The 18,776-nt window shown below is 68.9% G+C and carries 17 protein-coding genes and 1 pseudogene; 13 read left to right on the top strand and 5 right to left on the bottom strand.

Annotation, left to right across the window (positions count from 1 at the left end):
• The first annotated feature begins 108 nt into the window (after nucleotides 1-108).
• The 3 genes from BST28_RS12150 to BST28_RS12140 are packed head-to-tail and all read left to right on the top strand — an operon-like array spanning nucleotide 109 to nucleotide 2,962.
• Nucleotides 109-828: a gamma-glutamyl-gamma-aminobutyrate hydrolase family protein gene (locus BST28_RS12150; RefSeq protein WP_109510882.1), complete on the top strand. Its 720-nt coding sequence runs from the start codon at nucleotides 109-111 to the stop codon at nucleotides 826-828.
• Nucleotides 825-2,189, top strand: a complete 1,365-nt coding sequence (locus tag BST28_RS12145) for an aldehyde dehydrogenase family protein (protein WP_065287995.1) — start codon at nucleotides 825-827, stop codon at nucleotides 2,187-2,189. The genes BST28_RS12150 and BST28_RS12145 overlap by 4 nt, the downstream gene beginning before the upstream one ends.
• Entirely contained in the window at nucleotides 2,186-2,962 is a 777-nt protein-coding gene (locus BST28_RS12140; RefSeq protein WP_065287994.1) for a 3-oxoacyl-ACP reductase, read from the top strand. Before BST28_RS12145 ends, BST28_RS12140 begins: the two co-directional genes overlap by 4 nt.
• Before the next feature lie 71 nt (nucleotides 2,963-3,033).
• Here the strand turns inward: BST28_RS12140 and BST28_RS12135 are convergent, their stop codons facing one another.
• Nucleotides 3,034-4,830 (bottom strand): acyl-CoA dehydrogenase, encoded by a 1,797-nt coding sequence (locus tag BST28_RS12135; protein ID WP_065287993.1) that lies wholly within the window; start codon nucleotides 4,828-4,830, stop codon nucleotides 3,034-3,036.
• Between the two features lie 25 nt (nucleotides 4,831-4,855).
• A complete protein-coding gene (gene mtr, locus BST28_RS12130; RefSeq protein ID WP_065287992.1) occupies nucleotides 4,856-6,235 on the bottom strand; it encodes a mycothione reductase in 1,380 nt (459 codons plus the stop codon).
• Nucleotides 6,236-6,308: 73 nt separating this feature from the next.
• On the opposite strand from mtr, the gene mqo reads away from it, so the two are divergent.
• The 5 genes and pseudogenes from mqo to BST28_RS12105 all read left to right on the top strand — a co-directional run bounded on the left by mqo (nucleotide 6,309) and on the right by BST28_RS12105 (nucleotide 14,092).
• Complete coding sequence (gene mqo, locus BST28_RS12125) at nucleotides 6,309-7,772, top strand: malate dehydrogenase (quinone) (RefSeq protein ID WP_065287991.1); 1,464 nt, start codon at nucleotides 6,309-6,311, stop codon at nucleotides 7,770-7,772.
• A gap of 58 nt (nucleotides 7,773-7,830) precedes the next feature.
• Nucleotides 7,831-9,039 carry a uroporphyrinogen-III C-methyltransferase gene (gene cobA, locus BST28_RS12120; protein ID WP_083081186.1) on the top strand — a complete coding sequence of 403 codons (1,209 nt, stop codon included), beginning with the start codon at nucleotides 7,831-7,833 and terminating at the stop codon, nucleotides 9,037-9,039.
• A 33-nt stretch (nucleotides 9,040-9,072) separates the two neighbouring features.
• Nucleotides 9,073-10,653 (top strand): MFS transporter, encoded by a 1,581-nt coding sequence (locus BST28_RS12115; protein ID WP_083081185.1) that lies wholly within the window; start codon nucleotides 9,073-9,075, stop codon nucleotides 10,651-10,653.
• 51 nt (nucleotides 10,654-10,704) lie between these two features.
• Nucleotides 10,705-12,241: pseudogene (locus BST28_RS12110) on the top strand (MFS transporter).
• A 96-nt stretch (nucleotides 12,242-12,337) separates the two neighbouring features.
• Nucleotides 12,338-14,092, top strand: coding sequence for a proline--tRNA ligase (locus BST28_RS12105; RefSeq protein WP_065287988.1), 1,755 nt, complete (start codon nucleotides 12,338-12,340; stop codon nucleotides 14,090-14,092).
• On the opposite strand, the gene BST28_RS12100 is transcribed toward BST28_RS12105, so the two are convergent.
• From BST28_RS12100 to BST28_RS12090, 3 genes are read right to left on the bottom strand one after another with little or no spacing between them, the layout of a single operon-like run.
• Nucleotides 14,089-14,406 carry a DUF732 domain-containing protein gene (locus tag BST28_RS12100; protein ID WP_065287987.1) on the bottom strand — a complete coding sequence of 106 codons (318 nt, stop codon included), beginning with the start codon at nucleotides 14,404-14,406 and terminating at the stop codon, nucleotides 14,089-14,091. The genes BST28_RS12105 and BST28_RS12100 overlap by 4 nt on opposite strands.
• Nucleotides 14,407-14,433: 27 nt before the next feature.
• The gene (locus tag BST28_RS12095; protein ID WP_065287986.1) at nucleotides 14,434-14,892 is read right to left on the bottom strand and encodes a ferritin-like domain-containing protein; all 459 of its coding nucleotides are present in this window, start codon (nucleotides 14,890-14,892) and stop codon (nucleotides 14,434-14,436) included.
• A complete protein-coding gene (locus tag BST28_RS12090; protein ID WP_065287985.1) occupies nucleotides 14,889-15,407 on the bottom strand; it encodes a hypothetical protein in 519 nt (172 codons plus the stop codon). The genes BST28_RS12095 and BST28_RS12090 overlap by 4 nt, the downstream gene beginning before the upstream one ends.
• Nucleotides 15,408-15,581: 174 nt before the next feature.
• Here BST28_RS12090 and rimP point away from each other — a divergent pair, with 174 nt between their 5' ends.
• The 5 genes from rimP to BST28_RS12065 all read left to right on the top strand — a co-directional run.
• Nucleotides 15,582-16,115 (top strand): ribosome maturation factor RimP, encoded by a 534-nt coding sequence (rimP, locus tag BST28_RS12085; RefSeq protein ID WP_065287984.1) that lies wholly within the window; start codon nucleotides 15,582-15,584, stop codon nucleotides 16,113-16,115.
• Nucleotides 16,112-17,134 (top strand): transcription termination factor NusA, encoded by a 1,023-nt coding sequence (nusA, locus tag BST28_RS12080; protein ID WP_065287983.1) that lies wholly within the window; start codon nucleotides 16,112-16,114, stop codon nucleotides 17,132-17,134. Before rimP ends, nusA begins: the two co-directional genes overlap by 4 nt.
• Before the next feature lie 129 nt (nucleotides 17,135-17,263).
• Nucleotides 17,264-17,893 carry a hypothetical protein gene (locus BST28_RS12075; RefSeq protein WP_131813819.1) on the top strand — a complete coding sequence of 210 codons (630 nt, stop codon included), beginning with the start codon at nucleotides 17,264-17,266 and terminating at the stop codon, nucleotides 17,891-17,893.
• 189 nt (nucleotides 17,894-18,082) lie between these two features.
• Entirely contained in the window at nucleotides 18,083-18,334 is a 252-nt protein-coding gene (locus BST28_RS12070) for a YlxR family protein (RefSeq protein ID WP_234808266.1), read from the top strand.
• A gap of 77 nt (nucleotides 18,335-18,411) precedes the next feature.
• On the top strand, nucleotides 18,412-18,776 hold a 365-nt coding region (locus BST28_RS12065), incomplete at its 3' end, for a translation initiation factor IF-2 N-terminal domain-containing protein (RefSeq protein ID WP_207570092.1).

Here is an 18,776-nt window from a genome sequence, read left to right as displayed (position 1 = left end):
CTCGACGGAGGAGAGGCGAAGCTGGGACCGCCGCCTGGACCGAGCGGTTCAGCGAGGCTCGACGGAGGAGAGGCGAAGCTGGGACCGTCGCCTGGGTACAGGCGTCCGGTGATCGGCCTGACCACCTATCTCGACCGGGCGCAGACCGGCGTCTGGGATGTGCGCGCGGGCCTGCTGCCCGCCGACTACCTCGAGGGCATTACCGGCGCAGGCGGTATCGCGGTGCTGCTACCGCCGCAACCGGTGACCGCGGAGGTCGCCGCCCGTGTGCTCGATGGCGTTTCCGGGCTGGTAATCACCGGCGGCAGGGACCTCGACCCCGCCGGCTACGGCCAGACCGCGCACGCCGAGACCGATCGGCCCGACCTCCTGCGCGACGCCTGGGAGTTCGCGTTGCTGTCCGAGGCGCTGCGGCGCGGGCTACCGGTGCTCGGTATCTGCCGCGGCGCCCAGGTGCTCAATGTCGCGCTCGGTGGGACGCTGCATCAGCATCTGCCCGACGTCCTCGGCAACGCCGACCATCGGGCCGGCAACGGTGTCTTCACCCCGATGCCGGTGAGCACGGTGGCCGGTACCCGGCTGGCCGAGCTGGTCGGTGAGACCTGCGAGGTGCAGTGCTACCACCACCAGGCGATCGCCGAGCTGGGTGACAAGCTGGTGGTCAGCGCGCGTGATGACGACGGCGTCATCGAGGCGATCGAGCTCCCCGGGGAGGATTTCGTGGTGGCGGTCCAGTGGCACCCGGAGGCGTCGCTGGGGGATCTGCGTTTGTTCACCGCGATCGTGGACGCCGCGCACGACTATGCGGCGGCGCGGGAGAGCCGATGACCCACGAGCTGGTCAACCCGGCCACCGGGGCGGTGTTCGACGTCGTCGAGCATGTCGACACCGCCGCCGTCGACGACGCGGTCCGCCGGGCGCAGGCCGCACAGAAGCGGTGGGCGCGGTTGGCGCCGGCCGAGCGTGCGGCGGCGCTGCGGGCGTTCGCCGCGGTCGTCGATGCCCACGTCGACGAGCTGGCCGCACTGGAGGTGACCAACTCCGGTCATCCGGTGTCGGCCGCCGAATGGGAAGCCGGGCATGTCCGCGACGTGCTGCAGTTCTACGCGGCCAGCCCGGAACGGCTTTCGGGTCAGCAGATACCGGTGGCCGGCGGGTTGGATGTGACGTTCCACGAGCCGCTCGGCGTCATCGGGATCATCACCCCGTGGAACTTCCCGATGCCGATCGCCGCATGGGGGTTCGCCCCGGCACTGGCCGCGGGGAACGCGGTGGTGATCAAGCCCGCGGAGTGGACGCCGCTGACCACGGTCCGGTTGGGCGAGTTGGCCGTCGAATCGGGTTTGGATCCAGACCTTCTGCAGGTGCTGCCCGGCCCGGGGGCGGTGGTGGGGGAGCGGTTGGTCACCCACCCGGACGTGGCCAAGATCGTGTTCACCGGTTCCACGGTCACCGGCACCCGGGTGCTGGCGGCCGCGGCCGCCGGGGTCAAGCGGGTGACGCTGGAGCTCGGGGGCAAGAGCGCCAACATCGTGTTCGCCGACTGCGATCTGGAGCGTGCGGCGGCGACGGCGCCCTACGGTGTGTTCGACAATGCCGGGCAGGACTGCTGCGCCCGCAGCCGGATCCTGGTGCAGCGCAGCGTCTATGGCCGTTTCATGGAGTTGCTGGAGCCCGCGGTCGCCGGTGTCGTCGTCGGCGACCCGGCCTCGCGCGACACCGAGATGGGCCCGCTGGTGTCGCGCCCGCATTGGGAGAAGGTGGCCTCCTATGTCCCCGACGACGCGCCGGTGGCCTTCCGCGGCCGGGCCCCGGAGGGCCCCGGATTCTGGTTCCCGCCGACCGTGCTGACGCCGGCGCCCACCGACCGCTGCGTCACCGAGGAGATCTTCGGCCCGGTGGTCACGGTGTTGCCGTTCGAGGATGAAGCCGATGCCGTGGCGTTGGCCAATGACACGGTGTACGGGCTGTCGGGTTCGATCTGGACCGATGACCTGTCGAGGGCACTTCGGGTATCGCGGGCGGTGGAAGCCGGGAATCTGTCGGTGAATTCGCATTCCTCGGTGCGCTTCAACACCCCGTTCGGCGGGTTTAAACAATCCGGTCTGGGCCGGGAGCTGGGGCCGGACGCGCCGCTGGCCTTCACCGACACCAAGAACGTATTCATCGCAGTGAAGGAGATGCAGTGACCGATCTGACCCAGCGCCTGTCCGGGCGGGTTGCCGTGGTGACCGGTGCGGGCGGCGGAATCGGCCTCGCCGCCGCCCGGCGCATGCACTCCGAGGGCGCGCGCATCGTGGTCGGCGACCTCGACCAGTCCGCGGGCACCGCGGTCGCCGACGAGTTGGACGGTCTGTTCGTGCCGGTCGACGTCTCCGATCAGGAGCAGGTCGATGCGCTGTTCGACACCGCGGCCGCGACGTTCGGTGCGGTCGACATCGCCTTCAACAACGCCGGCATCTCACCTCCGGACGACGACCTGATCGAGAACACCGAATTGCCGGCCTGGCAACGGGTTCAGGATGTGAATCTGAAATCGGTGTATCTGTGCTGCCGGGCGGCCCTGCGGCATATGACGCCGGCCGGGCGCGGCTCGATCATCAACACCGCGTCGTTCGTGGCGGTGATGGGGTCGGCGACATCGCAGATCTCCTACACCGCTTCCAAGGGCGGCGTGCTGGCCATGTCGCGAGAGCTCGGCGTGCAGTACGCCCGCCAGGGGATCCGGGTCAACGCGTTGTGCCCCGGGCCGGTGAACACCCCGCTGCTGCAGGAGCTGTTCGCCGCGGACCCGGAGCGCGCAGCGCGCCGCCTGGTGCACGTGCCGCTGGGCCGCTTCGCCGAGCCGGAGGAGATCGCGGCCGCGGTCGCGTTCCTGGCCAGCGATGACGCCTCGTTCATCACCGGCTCGACGTTCCTGGTGGACGGCGGGATCAGCTCCGCCTATGTGACGCCGCTGTAGGGTCCGGCCAGAGCCCGACGCCGACAAGATCCCGCACTAATACCACAGTGACACAAGTGAATACAGGGGCGTCAGAACCACTCCGGGCGCATCTCCAACGTGGTGCGGTCCAGGCTTTCCAGCAGGTCGAGCTGTGGGCCGGTTTTCGGCAGTTCGTAGCGGAAGAAGTACCGGGCGGCCTGGCGCTTGCCGTCGTAGAAGTCCCCGCTGCGTCCGGCGATGGCCGACAGCTGCTCCAGCCACATCCAGGCGATCACCACGTGACCGAAAGCCTCCAGGTAGACGGCGCTGTTGGCCAGCGCGGCGGCGATGTCACCGGCGGCGAACATGCCCGCGGTGACCGCGACCAGGCGCTGGACCACCGCATCGAGTTGTGCTGCGACGTGGGCTGCGTCGTCGCCGGACCGGCGCGCGGCGGCGATGCTGTCGGTCATCGCCCGGTGCAGGGCGGCCAAGTTCGTCCCGTCATGCTGCACCACCTTGCGGCCCAACAGATCCAGGCTCTGGATGCCGTGGGTGCCCTCGTGGATCGGGTTGAGCCGGTTGTCGCGGTAATGCTGTTCGACGTCGTACTCGCGGGTGTAGCCGTAGCCGCCGTGCACCTGAATCGCGAGGTCGTTGGCGGCCAGGCACCACTGCGACGGCCAACTCTTGGCGATCGGGGTGAGGATGTCCAGCAACGCCGTGGCCTGGTCGCGTTCCTCGGACGATTCCGCGGTGTTCGCGATGTCGACGAGCCGCGAACAGTACAGCGCCAAGGCGAGCGCCCCCTCGACGTAGGACTTCTGTGCCAGCAGCATCCGTTTGACGTCGGCGTGCTCGATGATCGGAACCTGCGGTGCCGTAGGGTCTTTCGCCGACACCGGTCGGCCCTGGGGCCGGCTGCGGGCGTAGTCCAGCGACTTCAGGTAGCCGGTGTAGCCGAGCGCGATCGCACCGATGCCCACCCCGAGCCGGGCTTCGTTCATCATGTGGAACATGTAGCTCAACCCGCGGTGCTCCTCGCCGATCAGGTAGCCGATCGCCCCAGGTTCACCGCCAGGCTGGTAGCCGCCCTCCCCGAAGTTGAGCACGGTGTTGGTGATGCCGCGGTAGCCCATCTTGTGGTTGAGCCCGGCCAGCACAACGTCATTGCGCTCGCCGACGGTGCCGTCGGATCCCACCAGATACTTCGGCACGATGAACAGCGAGATGCCCTTGGTGCCGGCCGGGCCGCCGGGGATCTTGGCCAGCACCAGATGGACGATGTTCTCGGTCAGCTCGTGGTCACCACCGGAGATCCACATCTTCGATCCGAACAAGCGGAACGTCCCGTCAGCGCGCGGTTCGGCACGGGTGGTGATGTCGGCCAGCGATGATCCGGCCTGGGTTTCCGACAGGCACATCGTCCCGGTGAAGCGGCCGGAGATCATGGGTTTGACGAAGGCGTCGATCTGCTCGGGGCTGCCGAATTTGGCCAGCAGGTTCGCGTTGGCCATCGTCAGCATCGGGTAACCGGCGGTGCTGACGTTGGCGGCCATCAGCCAGGCGAAACCGGCCTGGGCCACCGTGATCGGCAGTTGCGACCCGCCCACGGCGTAGTCCATCGCCATGCCGATCAACTCGGCGTCGGCGCAGGCGGCCAGTGCCTCCTTGACCTCCGGGATCACGGTGACCGCCACCCCGTCGAAAGTGGGCTCGTGGGCGTCGCTCTTCTTGTTGTGCGGGGCGAAATATCGGGTCGCCAGCTGTTCGCACAGGTCCAACGTGTCAGTGAACGTCTCTCGGGAGTGCTCGGCGAACCGGGCCCTTCGGGTCAGCTCATCGACGTGCAGCCAGTCGAACAGCAAGAAATCCAGGTCTTGTCGCGACAGCAGGGTGGATTTCATCGGTCTCCTTTCCGCGCCTCCGGCCTCACTCCAGGCCCAGCAGCGCGTTTTCCACGACCTCCGGCAGCGCCGGATGAATCCAGTACTGGCCGCGGGCCATCTCCGGCGCGGTCAGGCCGAAGCTCATCGCCTGGATCAGCGGCTGAATGATCGAGGACGCCTGGTGGCCCATGATGTGCGCCCCCAACAGCCTTCCGCTGTCCCGCTCGGCGATGAGCTTGACGAACCCGGTGGTGTCTTCCATGGCCCAGCCGTAGGCGACGTCGGCGTATTCCTGGACCTTCACCGAGATATCGAAACCCTGTGCTACGGCTTGTGTTTCGCTCAATCCGACCGTGGCTATCTGCGGATCGGTGAACACCGCGAACGGTACGTAGCGATGGTCGGTGATCCGCATCGAGGCGGTGTCATCCCAGTCGCACAACAGGTTGTGCTGCACCACCCGGGCTTCGTGGTTGGCGACGTGTTTGAGCTCATAGGGAGATGAGACGTCGCCGAGCGCGAAAACCCCGGGTGCACTGGTTCGTTGGTACTCGTCGACCACCACCCGGCCGTTGACGACGTCCACCCCGGCCTGTTCGGCGTCGAGCAGATCGCCGTTGGGCACTCGGCCGGTGGCCACCAGCAGTGCGTCGCCGCGCACCAGTGACCCGTCGTCGAGCTGCAGCTCGACACCCCTACCGGCATTGCGGGCACCGGTCACTTCGCGCCGCGCCCGCAGATCCCACTTGCGTGCCGCCGCCTCGGTGTAGCGCTGGGTCACCGTGTCATCGCAGTGCCGCAGCATCGTCTGGCTCCGGATCACCACGGTGACCCGGACACCGAGCGCGGAGAACACGTGGGCGAACTCGGCGGCCACGAACCCCCCGCCGACGATCACCAGGTGCTCGGGCAACTCGGGGATGCGCATCACGTCGTCGCTGGTGTAGTAGTGCACACCGCTGTCGGCGATCACCGGCGGAATCCACGTTCGCGCTCCGGCTGCGATCACCACCTGGGTGGCGGTGAACTCTTCGCCGGCCTTGGTGCGCAGCAGATACTTGCCGTCCGAGCCGACCGGCCCGAACGCGGTGTGCTCGGCGTAGACGTCGACGCTGGGCAGGCTGCGCCGATACTCCTCGCCGCCGGCGGCGATCGGGTCGATACGACCGAAGACCCGCGAGACGATGTCAGGCCAGCGAACGCGCTCGATACGGGCGTCGATGCCGTAGCGGGCGGCTTCGGTCACCGTCTGCGCCACCTCGGCGGCGTAGACGAACATCTTCGTCGGAATGCACCCCACGTTGAGGCAGGTGCCGCCGAAGGTGCCCCGCTCGCAGATCGCCACCCGCTTATCGGCGTACCGCTCGTCGAGAATGCTGTTGCCCGAACCGGTTCCGATGATCGCCAGATCGTAGCTTTCCACTGAGGTATCCCATCCGCCGCGCAGCCCGTCGTCCGGGTCAGCTTAAGGCGTACGCGGGATTAGCCTGTGACCTGTGCCCGCCCCCGCCACGACTGACGTCGCACTGATCGGCGCGGGCATCATGAGCGCCACCCTGGGGGCGCTACTGCGCCGGCTGGAGCCGGACGCCTCGATCACCCTCGTCGAGCGGTTGGACCGTGCTGCCGCCGAGAGCAGTGACCCCTGGAACAACGCCGGTACCGGCCATGCCGGGTTGTGCGAACTGTTCTACACGCCGCAGAAACCCGACGGCTCGATCGAGATCGCCAAGGCGGTGCGCGTCAATGAGCAGTTCCAGGTGACCCGCCAGTTCTGGGCCTACGCGGTGCACACCGGCATGCTGGAGCGGCCGCGCGACTTCGTGCAGCCACTCCCGCACGTCAGCTTCGTGCAGGGCGCCGACGGCGTCGACTACCTGCGTCGCCGTCACCATGCGCTGGCGTCCAACCCCCTGTTCGCCGGAACCGAATTCATCACCGACTTCGACGAGTTCGCCGCACGCCTGCCGTTGATGGCTGCCGGTCGAGACGCCGATGTTCCGGTGGCCCTGGACTGGGCGCCCGGCGGCACCGACGTCGACTTCGGGGCGCTGGCCAGGCAGCTGATCGGTTACGGAGTGCGTGGCGGCACGGAGGTGCTGTTCGGCCACGAATTGCGCAGCATCGGCCGGGAGCCCGACGGTAGCTGGATGTTGGAACTGGCCGAGCGTCGCACCGGCGAAACTCGCAGGCTCAAGGCCAAATTCGTCTTCATCGGCGGCGGGGGAGCCACGCTGGGACTGCTGCGGAAGGCCGGTGTCCCCGAGGTTCGCGGCCTCGGTGGATTCCCCATCGGCGGCCGGTTCCTGCGCTGCGGTATCCCGGCTATCACCGGCGGGCACCGCGCCAAGGTCTACGGCGCCCCGGCGCCGGGTGCGCCGTCGACGACCGCGCCGCACCTGGACAGCAGGGTGGTCGACGCCGCGTCGTGGCTGCTGTTCGGGCCGTTCGCGAGCTGGTCGCCGAAATTCCTCAAGCACGGCCGGGTCACGGATCTGCCGAAATCGGTCCGCTTCGACAATGCGGCCTCGCTGCTGGGCGCCGGAGTCCGCGAGCGTGCACTGGTCGGCTACCTGCTGCGCCAACTGCGCCACACCCACGCCGACCGAATCGAGGCGCTGCAGGAATTCGTCCCCGAAGCACTCGAGCGGGACTGGTCGCCGGTACGGGCCGGTCAGCGGGTACAGCTGATCCGGGAGGGACGACTGGAGTTCGACACCACGATCGTCACCGCCGCCGAGGGCAGCATCGCGGGCCTGCTCGGCGCCTCCCCGGGCGCCTCGACCGCGGTGCCGGCCATGCTCGAGGTGCTGGCGCGCTGCTTCGCCGGCCGGTTCGCCGGCTGGCGGCCCAGACTCGAGGAGATGGTGCCGTCGCTGGGCACCCGGCTCTCCGATGAGCCCGACCTGTTCGAGCAGGTGTGGGAGTGGGGAACTCGTCAGCTCGAGCTAGGGGATTGATCGGTGGCGACCCGCAGCGCCCGGCTTCGCCGCGCGCGCGAGCCACTAGAGTTGCCGGGTGACCGAGAACCCATACCTGGTCGGGCTGCGGCTGGCCGGCCGCAAGGTTGTCGTGGTGGGCGCGGGCAGCGTCGCCCAGCGCCGGCTGCCACTGCTGGTGGACAGCGGCGCTCGGGTGACGGTGATCGCCCCCGCCGCGACCCCGGCGGTCGAGGCGCTCGGGTCGCGCAAACCAGGCATCACGCTGGTGTCGCGGGCCTACCGCGACGGGGACCTGGCCGATGCCTGGTACGCGATCGCGGCCACCGATGACCCCGACATCAACGCCGCCGTTGTCGCCGAGGCCGACCGACGGCAGATCTTCTGCGTGCGTGCCGATCTTGCCGTGGAGGGATCCGCGGTCACGCCGGCCACCTTCGGTTACGCCGGCCTGTCGGTGGGAGTGCTGGCCGGCGGTGAGCACAGCCGCTCGGCGGCGATCCGATCGGCGATCCGGGAGGCTCTGCAATCCGGTGTGATCACGGCAGAGACCTCCGATGTGGTGCGCGGCGGCGTGGCGCTGGTCGGCGGCGGGCCCGGCGATCCGGAGCTGATCACCGTGCGCGGCCGCCGCATGCTCTCGCACGCCGACGTCGTGGTGGCCGACCGGCTCGCGCCGCCGGAACTGCTCGCCGAACTGCCGCCGCACGTCGAGGTCATCGACGCCGCCAAGATCCCGTACGGGCGGGCGATGGCCCAGGACGCCATCAACGCGCTGATGATCGACCGCGCCTCGGCGGGCAAGTTCGTGGTGCGTCTCAAGGGCGGCGACCCGTTCGTGTTCGCCCGCGGGTACGAAGAGGTGCTGGCCTGCGCCGACGCCGGGATCCCGGTGACGGTGGTGCCCGGTGTGACCAGTGCCATAGCGGTGCCGGCCCAGGCCGGCGTTCCGGTCACCCACCGCGCCGTGAACCACGAATTCGTGGTGGTCAGCGGCCATGTCGCACCGGATGACCCCGAATCGTTAGTGAATTGGGACGCACTGGCCGCGATGCGCGGAACCATCGTGCTGCTGATGGCCATCGAACGCATCGAGCAGTTCAGCGCGGTGCTGCAAAAAGGCGGGCGACCTGCAGATACGCCGGTGCTGGTGGTTCAACACGGCACCACGCCCGCCCAGCACACGCTCCGGGCGACGCTGGCCGACGCGCCGGAGAAGATCCGCGCAGAAGGCATCCGACCTCCCGCGATCGTCGTTATCGGCGCCGTCGCGGGGTTCGGGGTTTAAACATCTCTTAATATTACTGTAGGGTAGCCGGTTATGACTGCTCTTGATGATGCAGGACGGGCGACCGCGCAATGGTCGACTGATACCGCCGGGGCGGCTTCTCCAGGGCGTCAGGGGTCGGACATCGTGAGCCGGACCAGCAAATATGTCTCCTCCTGGCTGCCGTCTCGCCGCTTCATCTATGCCGTGATCGCCATCGGTGGCATGCAATTGCTGGCCACGATGGACAGCACGGTGGCGATCGTCGCGCTTCCTAAGATCCAAAACGATCTGGGCCTGTCCGACGCCGGGCGCGGCTGGGTGATCAGCGCCTACGTGCTGACCTTCGGCGGCCTGATGCTGCTCGGCGGTCGACTCGGCGACACCATCGGCCGCAAGCGCACCTTCATCAGCGGGGTCGCGCTGTTCACCATCGCCTCGGTGCTGTGTGCGGCGGCCTGGGACGCCCCCACCCTGGTGATCGCGCGATTGCTGCAGGGCGTGGGCTCGGCGATCGCCTCACCGACCGCGCTGGCGCTGATCGCCACCACCTTCCCCAAGGGCCCGGCCCGCAATGCCGCCACCGCGGTGTTCGGCGCGATGACCGCCGTCGGTTCGGTGATGGGCCTGGTCGCCGGCGGCGCGTTGACCGAGGTGTCGTGGCGGCTCGCTTTCGCGATCAACGTGCCGATCGGCCTGTTGATGATCTACCTGGCTCGCACCGCGCTGACCGAGACCCACCGCGAGCGGATGAAGCTCGACGCCGCCGGGGCCTTGTTGGCGACCCTGGGCTGCACCGCTGCGGTGTTCGCGTTCACGATCGGCCCCGAGAAGGGCTGGATCTCGGTGATCACCGTCGGCTCCGGCGTGGTGGCGGTGGCCGCACTGCTGGCGTTCGCCTTGGTGGAACGCACCGCCGAGAACCCGGTGGTGCCGTTCAGCCTGTTCCGGGACCGAAACCGGCTGGCCACCTTCGCGGCCATCTTCCTGGCCGGCGGTGTGCTGTTCACCGTCACCGTGACCATCGGCCTGTACGTGCAGGACCTGATGGGCTACTCGGCACTGCGTGCCGGGGTGGGATTCATCCCGTTCGTGATCGGGCTCGGCGTCGGGCTGGGTGTCTCCTCCCAGCTGGTGCGGCTCTTCCCGCCGCGGGTGCTGGTGATCGCCGGCGGAATCGTGGTGCTGGGGGCGATGATCTACGGCTCGACCGTCGACCGGGACATTCCCTACTTCCCGAACTTCGTGACGCTGATCGTGCTCGGCGGCCTCGGGATGGGCGTGATCGTGGTGCCGTTGACCCTGTCGGCGATCGCCGGCGTGGGCTTCGACCAGATCGGCCCGACTTCGGCGATCGCCCTCATGCTGCAGAACCTCGGCGGCCCGATCGTGCTCGCGGTCATCCAGGCCGTCATCACGTCGCGCACGCTGTACCTGGGCGGCACCAATATGCCGGTCAAGACCATGGACGCCACCCAGATCGCAGCGCTGGACGCCGGCTACACCTACGGACTGCTGTGGGTGGCCGCGGTCGCGGTGCTGGTCGGCGCCATCTCGCTGCTGATCGGGTACTCCGCCAAGCAGGTCGCGCATGCCCAGGAGGCCCAGGACGCCTTCGGCGCGGGCAACCTGTAACTTCGCTCGACGCCGCGTTGACGGGTCGCCCCGTCGTTAAGCTGGCGTCTTATGGCCGCGCCGGGTAGGTCCCCATCGGCCGGTCAGCCGTTGTCGTCCAGCGTGCTCGGCATCGCCATCGTGGCGATCACCGGCATGCAGCTGATGTCGACGCTGGACGGCACGATCGTCGTGGTGGCCCTGCCGCGGATGCAGGCCGACCTGGACCTCTCCGATGCCGCCAAGAGCTGGGTCATCACCGCCTACGTACTGACCTTCGGCGGACTGCTGCTGCTCGGCGGGCGGGTCGGCGACGCCATCGGTCAGAAGCGGGCGTTCGTGTCCGGCGTCGGGCTGTTCACCATCGCGTCGTTGGTGTGCGGGGTGGCCACCGAATCCGTCACCTTGATCGCGGCCCGGGCCGTGCAGGGCATCGGGGCCGCGGTGGCCGCCCCGACCGGCCTGGCGCTCATCGCGACCACGTATGCGGTCGGGCGGGCCCGAAACCAGGCGATGGCGGTCTCGGCGGCCATGCAGGGTATCGGCTCGGTGCTCGGACTAGTGCTCGGCGGCGCCTTGACCGTGGTCTCGTGGCGGCTGGCGTTCCTGATCAACATCCCGATCGGCATCGCCATCATCGCGGTCGCGGTGGCGCGGGTGACCGAAACCGACCGCGAGCGGCTCACCCTCGATCTTCCCGGGGCGCTGCTGGCGACTGCCGGCTGCAGTGCTGCTGTGCTGGTCTTCACCCAGGGCCCGCCGCACGGCTGGAAGGGGCCGCTGGTCTTCGGCGCCGGCCTCGCCGCACGGCTGGAAGGGGCCGCTGGTCTTCGGCGCCGGCCTCGCCGCGGTGGTGTTCATCGGGGCGTTCGTCGCCGTCGAGCGCGCTGCGGTCAACCCGCTGGTGCCGGCCGCGGTATTCGACAACCGCACCCGGGTGATGACGTTCGTCTCACTGTTTCTGGCCGGTGGGGTGATGCTGACGCTGACGGTGATGATCGCGTTGCTGGTGCAGGACGTGCTGGGATACTCGGCCTTGCGGGCCGGCATCTCGTTCATCCCGTTCGCGCTGGCCTTCGGCCTGGGCACGGTGCTGGCAGCCCGGCTGGCATCGCTGATCGCACCGCGCTGGCTGGTCATCGGCGGCGGGGCGCTGGTCTTGGGCGCCATGCTCTACGGCTCCACATTGACCCGAAATATCCCTTATTTCCCAGACCTTTTCGCGCCGATCGTGGTGGGCGGCCTGGGCATCGGGATCATCGCCGTGGTGTTGCCGCTGTGCGCGCTCACCGAAGTCGGACCACGTGAGATCGGGCCCGTTTCGGCCATCACGCTGATGGTCTACAACCTCGGCGGTCCGGTGGTGCTGGTGGTCATCCAGGCCGTGCAGACGTCCCGGACGCTGTATCTGGGCGGCGTCAGCGGCCCGGTCAAGAACATGACCCCGGCGCAGCTGGACGCGCTCGGCGCCGGCTACACCTATTCGCTGCTGTGGGTGGCCGCGATCGCGGTCCTGGTCGGCGCGGCGGCGTTACTCATCGGGTTCTCCGCCGACCAGGTCGCCCGCGCCCAGCACACCCGGGATGCCGTGGAGGCCGGAGAGCTGTAGCCGGCTCGCCCGGGCGAGCAGACGCAGAATCGCACCCCGCGGGCTCTACGAGTGCGAGTCCGCGTCTGCCCGCGGCTGAAGATAAGCTCTCCCGCTGTGATCACCCGGATGTCCCAGCTGTTCTTGCGCACGCTGCGCGACGACCCCGCCGATGCCGAAGTGCCCAGCCACAAGCTGCTGATCCGGGCCGGCTACATCCGCCCGGTCGCCCCCGGACTGTACAGCTGGCTGCCGCTGGGTCTGCGGGTGCTGCGCAACATCGAACGGGTGGTGCGCGAGGAGATGAACGCCATCGGCGGTCAGGAGATCCTGCTGCCAGCGCTGCTGCCGCGCGCCCCGTACGAGGCCACCAACCGCTGGACCGAGTACGGCGACACCATGTTCCGGCTGCAGGACCGCCGCCGCAATGACTACCTACTCGGGCCCACCCACGAGGAAATGTTCACCCTGACGGTCAAGGGGGAGTACGGCTCCTACAAGGATTTCCCGGTGCTGCTCTACCAGATCCAGACCAAGTACCGCGACGAGGCGCGGCCGCGGGCCGGCATCCTGCGGGGCCGCGAGTTCGTGATGAAGGACTCCTACTCCTTCGACGTCGACGACGCCGGACTGGCGGCCGCCTACGACGCGCACCGCGAGGCCTACCAACGGATCTTCGACCGTCTGCAGGTGCGCTACGTGATCGTCTCCGCGGTGTCTGGCGCGATGGGCGGTTCGGCCTCCGAGGAGTTCCTGGCCGAAAGCGAGGTCGGTGAGGACACCTTCGTGCGCTGCCCGGAGTCCGGCTACGCCGCCAACGTCGAGGCGGTGACCACCGCACGTCCACAGCCGCAACCGATCGAGGGCCTACCGGCCGCCCAGGTATACGACACCGGCGACACCCCGACGATCGCGACCCTGGTGGACTGGGCCAACGGCGCCGGCCTGGGCCGCACCGTCACCGCCGCCGACACCCTCAAGAACGTGCTGCTCAAGGTGCGCCAGCCCGACGGGGAATGGGAGCTGCTGGGCATCGGGGTGCCCGGCGACCGGGAGGTCGACGAGAAGCGGCTGGGCGCGGCTCTGGAACCCTCCGAGTACGCCTTGCTGTCCGACGAGGATTTCGCCAGGCACCCGTTCTTGGTCAAGGGCTATATAGGGCCGAAAGCATTGCAGGACAACGATATCCGGTATCTGGTCGACCCGCGCGTGGTGGACGGCACCAGTTGGATCACCGGCGCCGACCAGCCCGGGAAGCATGTCGTCGGGCTGGTGGCCGGACGTGATTTCACCGCCGACGGCACCATCGAAGCCGCCGAGGTCCGCGACGGCGACCCGTCCCCGGATGGGAAAGGCACGCTGGTCAGCGCCCGCGGCATCGAGATCGCCCACATCTTCCAGCTCGGCCGCAAATACACCGACGCGTTCACCGCCGACGTCCTCGGCGAGGACGGGCGCCCGGTGCGCCTCACCATGGGCTCCTACGGTGTCGGCGTGTCCCGGCTGGTCGCCGTCATCGCCGAACAACAGCACGACGAGCTGGGTCTGCGCTGGCCGTCGCAGGTCGCACCGTTCGACGTGCACCTGGTGATCGCCAACAAGGACGAGGCCGCCCGCACCGGTGCGACGGAACTGGCCGCCGAGCTCGACCGGCTCGGCATGGAGGTGCTGTTCGATGACCGGCAGGCCTCACCGGGAGTGAAGTTCAAGGACGCCGAGCTGCTCGGCGTGCCGTGGATCGTCGTGCTGGGTCGCGGCTGGGCCGACGGGATCGTCGAACTGCGGGACCGCTTCTCCGGGCAGACCCGCGAGCTGTCCGTCGGCGCCGACCTGGCCGGGCAGATCCTCGCCGCGGTTCGCGGGGACGGCTAACCCGGCGCCTGGGTGCACATGGTGCTGCGCGCCGCGCGCACCACGGTGGCGGCCTGTTCGGGGCTGGCCCCGTACTGCCCGGCCACCTGGTCGATCACCGCATTCGACGGCTGGCCGGTGTAGAGCAGGCGGCACGCCTGCTTGCCGGCCAGCAACAGCTGGTCGTCGTCGCCGGGAAAGTTGCCGCGGGTCGCGTCGAGGTACCTGGTGTCCTCGGGAGTGTAGGGGATCGGCCATGCGCCGGCCGGCCCGGCGGCTAGGCCCATCAGGGCTCCGGCCGCGGCCGCCAGCACACCTGCTTTCGATACCGGCATCGGTCCGCTCCTCTCGTTCGGCTTCGCTCAATCCTGCCCGCCCGGGAATGCCCGGGTGATCGGCCAATTGCCCAATGCCTGGTTCCAGTGCGCGGCCAGCACCGCGCTTTGGCCCAGCGCGGTTGCCGCGAACTCCCGGTCCGAGGGCTCCCGGGCCTGTTCGACGACGGCGCGCCAGGCGGTCGCGGTGTCGTTTTCCATCCGGACCGCCAGCCGCAGGGCGTCGTCGGACGTGGTCAGGGGCAAAGGCAGCTGGTATCCGGCGGCGGCGGGCGGAATGGCAATCGAGCGGGCCCGCAGGATCGCGATGGTCCGGTCCCGGCGGTCGCGATGCTGACGGATGGTGGGAACCACCAGGTCGTTGAACTCCGGTAGCGAGTACGCCGACACCATTCCGTAGCCGTAGACGACCCCGTATTCGGTGGCCAGGGCATCGCACAGGGCGGCGTCGGGGCCGCTGAGCGCGCTGGGTTCGACCGAGGTCATGACTGCGTCACCAATGCGACCGCGTAGGAGGCCGTGCAGGCCGCGGCGATGGAGGCAAGCAGCCCGGCCCGGTAGCCCGACGAGGCGATGGCCAGCTTCCCGGCGCCCTCGGCCGCCGCCCGCAGGGCGTTGACCACTTGAGACACCGTGGGTGCGGGCCCGTCCGGGGTGCTGGCCGAGGTGGTGGTCTCGGTGGTCTCCGGGGCGGGCCTGCCGGCGGCCCGGGCGATCTCGGTGGCCAGCGCCCGGGCGTGTTCGGCCCGTTCCAGCGCCACCTGATCCAGGGCCGCTGCCAGCGCCTGGGAACCCGGCCCGGTCAGCGCGGCGCCGGCCGCGGCGGCCAGTTCACTGTCGCGCAAGGCCACCTGCCGCTGCGCTTCCAGGTCGTCGACGGCCGGCGGGGTCGGGGAGTGGCCGCACGCCGGCGCCGCCAGGGCGATCAGAGCGAGCATCCCGGCGCCGGTCAGCACGCGCCGCCGGTCGAGGGCGGTCAGGGGGCCGGACACCTGAGACATCCTGCCACCCCGATGCCGCCGGAGGGACGCGGCGTGGCCGACTGACACACGGCGGTGCTTTTCCCGGTTTGCTGTGGCTGTGCACGTCACGGCGTATCGTTGGTGGCTGGTTCCCGGCCGCGCCTGGCGCGTGGGAACGCGACGTCGGAGACAACTCAAGATGAGGAGCTCGCCGTGGCCACCCGGCTACCTTCGCAGACGCAGGTGATCGAGCTGCTCGACGCTGAGTTCACGCGCGCCGGATATGAGATCGAAGACGTCGTCGTCGACGAGCATGCGCCGCTGCCGCGCATCACCGTGGTCGCCGACGGCGACACCCCGCTGGACCTCGACACCGCCGCGGCGTTGTCGCGCTCGGCGTCGGATCTGCTGGACGGCCTGAACTTCGACGGGCAGTACGTGCTGGAGGTCAGCTCCCCCGGTGTGCAGCGGCCGTTGACCACGCCCAAACATTTTCGGCGCGCTCACGGCCGCAAGGTCGAGGTGACCTTGTCCGACGGGACCGCCGTGACCGGACGGGTGGGAGTCGTCGAGGACGACGTCGTGACGCTGGTGGTGCGCGCCGGGCGGGACTGGAACCGGCGCCGGCTTCCGCTGAGCGAGATCAGCAAAGCGGTGGTGCAAGTCGAATTCTCGCCGCCGAGCGAACGTGAGTTGGAGTTGACGGGCCGGCAGGCCACCGATGCGGGAACGGAGGCGGGCGGATGAACATCGACATGGCCGCGCTGCACGCGATCGAAGCCGACAAAGGCATCTCGGTCGACGTAGTGGTGGAGACGATCAAATCGGCGTTGCTCACCGCCTACCGGCACACCGAGGGGCATCAGGCCGACGCGGTCATCGAGGTCGACCGCAAGACCGGAATGGTGCGCGTGCTGGCCCGCGAGACCGACGCCGACGGCAATATCATCAGCGAATACGACGACACTCCCGAGGGCTTCGGCCGCATCGCGGCGACCACCGCCCGGCAGGTGATCCTGCAGCGGCTGCGTGACGCCGAGAACGAGAAGGCCTACGGCGAGTTCTCGGCGCGGGAAGGCGACATCGTCGCCGGCGTCGTGCAGCGCGACGCCCGGGAGAACGCCCGTGGCGTCGTGGTGGTTCGGCTGGGCACCGAAGCCAAGGGATTCGACGGTGTCATCCGGCCCGCCGAGCAGGCGCCCGGCGAAGGCTACGAGCACGGCGACCGGCTGCGCTGCTACGTGATCGGGGTGACCAGAGGGCTGCGTGAACCGCGTATCGAGCTGTCTCGCACCCACCCCAACCTGGTGCGCAAACTGTTCGCCCTGGAGGTGCCCGAGATCGCCGACGGGTCGGTGGAGATCGTCGCGGTCGCCCGTGAAGCCGGGCACCGGTCCAAGATCGCGGTGGCCTCGCAGGTTCCCGGGCTCAACGCCAAGGGCGCCTGCATCGGCCCGATGGGCCAGCGGGTGCGCAACGTGATGAGCGAGCTGGCCGGCGAGAAGATCGACATCATCGACTACGACGAGGACCCGGCGCGTTTCGTCGGCAACGCCTTGTCGCCGGCCAAGGTGATGTCGGTGACCGTGATCGACCAGGCGGCGCGTGCGGCCCGGGTGGTGGTTCCGGACTTTCAGCTGTCGCTGGCCATCGGCAAGGAGGGCCAGAACGCCCGGTTGGCGGCCCGGCTCACCGGCTGGCGCATCGACATCCGTAGCGACGCGCCGACCCCCTCGGACAGCGAACCCGACCACGTTGCCGGATAAACATTCTTTTTTGTCGCGTCCGTAAATCCTGGGAATTGCCCGGCTGATTTCCTGTATGTGGCGTAACGTCGATTCACGTTCATAATCGAGCGTCATGACTGAACGCGAGTCGTACGGGGGATGTTAGTCATGAATGGTCATCGATTTGTGTTTGCCATCGGCGCCGGTCTGGGTGCCTCGCTCTTCGCCGGCCCGGCCGGTCTCGCGGCCGCTGATACCCTGCCACCCGGCATTGTCTCTGCACCGGGGACGCCCACGGGCGTCATCGATTTCGACGACTTCGCGCCGTACTTCCAGTACCACCAGGTGACCTGGCCTTACAACGTCGCCGACGACAGCGGCGACATCGTCGGGACGTTCGGCGTTACGCGCACCAGCTGGGGCGGCGGTATTCCCTTCCTGGCCGTCAACGACTTGCGCGACGAGATCACCGATGGCACCGGTAGCGCCTCGGCGTGGACCGGATCGGTGGACGAGAACTTCTCACTCCAGACGGTCGCAGCGCTCGGCGGCTATCTAACGATCTTCGGGAATCATTACATCCAGAATCCGGAGGGGACATCCGACTACGTCACGCTGTTCAACAACGTCGTGCCGCTTTTCGACACCTTCCCTCAGGAGACGTCGACGGCGGAAGCCACCCTGGGTCAGCTCGCCGGGGAGACGCCAGACCTGTCCAGCTCGTTCGATACGAACGCCGCCGACACCGGCTGGCTGGCGGATCTGGGCCAGTTGCTGGATATCGGCACCCTGTTCTGAGCCGCTGCGCGGCGGGCGGCGACCGGCGGTACTGAGCGTGTTCGGATGACGGTCGCGGTATGGGTAGACTGAGCCGTGATCCAGCGCGAGACTCCGACGACCGGCTCGCGGACGCACCGCTCCCCGCAGGGACCGGTGCGCACGTGTGTCGGCTGCCGGAAACGCGAGTTGGCCGTCGAATTGCTTCGGGTGGTCGCTGTGTCAGGGAACGGCAACGATGCCGTCACCGTCGACACGGCGGGCAACCAGCCGGGACGGGGTGCGTGGCTGCATCCCGCGCCGCAGTGCCTGCAGGCGGCGATCCGGCGACGAGCGTTCGCGCACGCGCTGCGGATCAGCGGTTCCCCGGATGTATCCGGGGTGGAGGAGTACTTCGATCGCCAGATCGGCTCGCCGCCCCGGCTAACAGAACAGGTAGCGAAGAACATGAGCACACCGTGAAGTCCCGATGACCATGCGTCATAGCTAAACCCGAGGCGCGGCCCACCACCGCTGTCGCCTCATAGACAGGAGAAGTAGTGGCAAAGGCCCGCGTACACGAGTTGGCCAAGGAACTCGGTGTTACCAGCAAGGAAGTTCTCGCCCGGCTGAGCGAGCAGGGCGAATTCGTCAAGTCGGCATCCTCGACGGTGGAAGCCCCCGTCGCGCGGCGCCTGCGCGAATCGTTCGGCGGCGGTAAGCCCGCACCGAAGGCTGACGAGCCGGCGGCCAAGGCACCCGCCAAATCCCCGGCCCCGGCCAAGACCGCGCCGGCCGCAGCCGCCGACGGCCAGGCCGTCAAGGCCGAGGCCCCGGCTGCTCCCGCGGCGAAGCCGTCGGCTCCGGCCGCGCCGGCCGCCGAGGCGCCCGCGGCGCCGCCGCCCGCCCCGGCGCAACCCGGCCC

The sequence above is a fragment of the Mycolicibacter kumamotonensis genome (genome assembly GCF_002086285.1).
Taxonomy (GTDB): domain Bacteria; phylum Actinomycetota; class Actinomycetes; order Mycobacteriales; family Mycobacteriaceae; genus Mycobacterium; species Mycobacterium kumamotonense.
The sequence above is the reverse complement of the archived record's forward strand: the minus strand, read 5'-3'. Positions and strand labels throughout refer to the sequence as shown.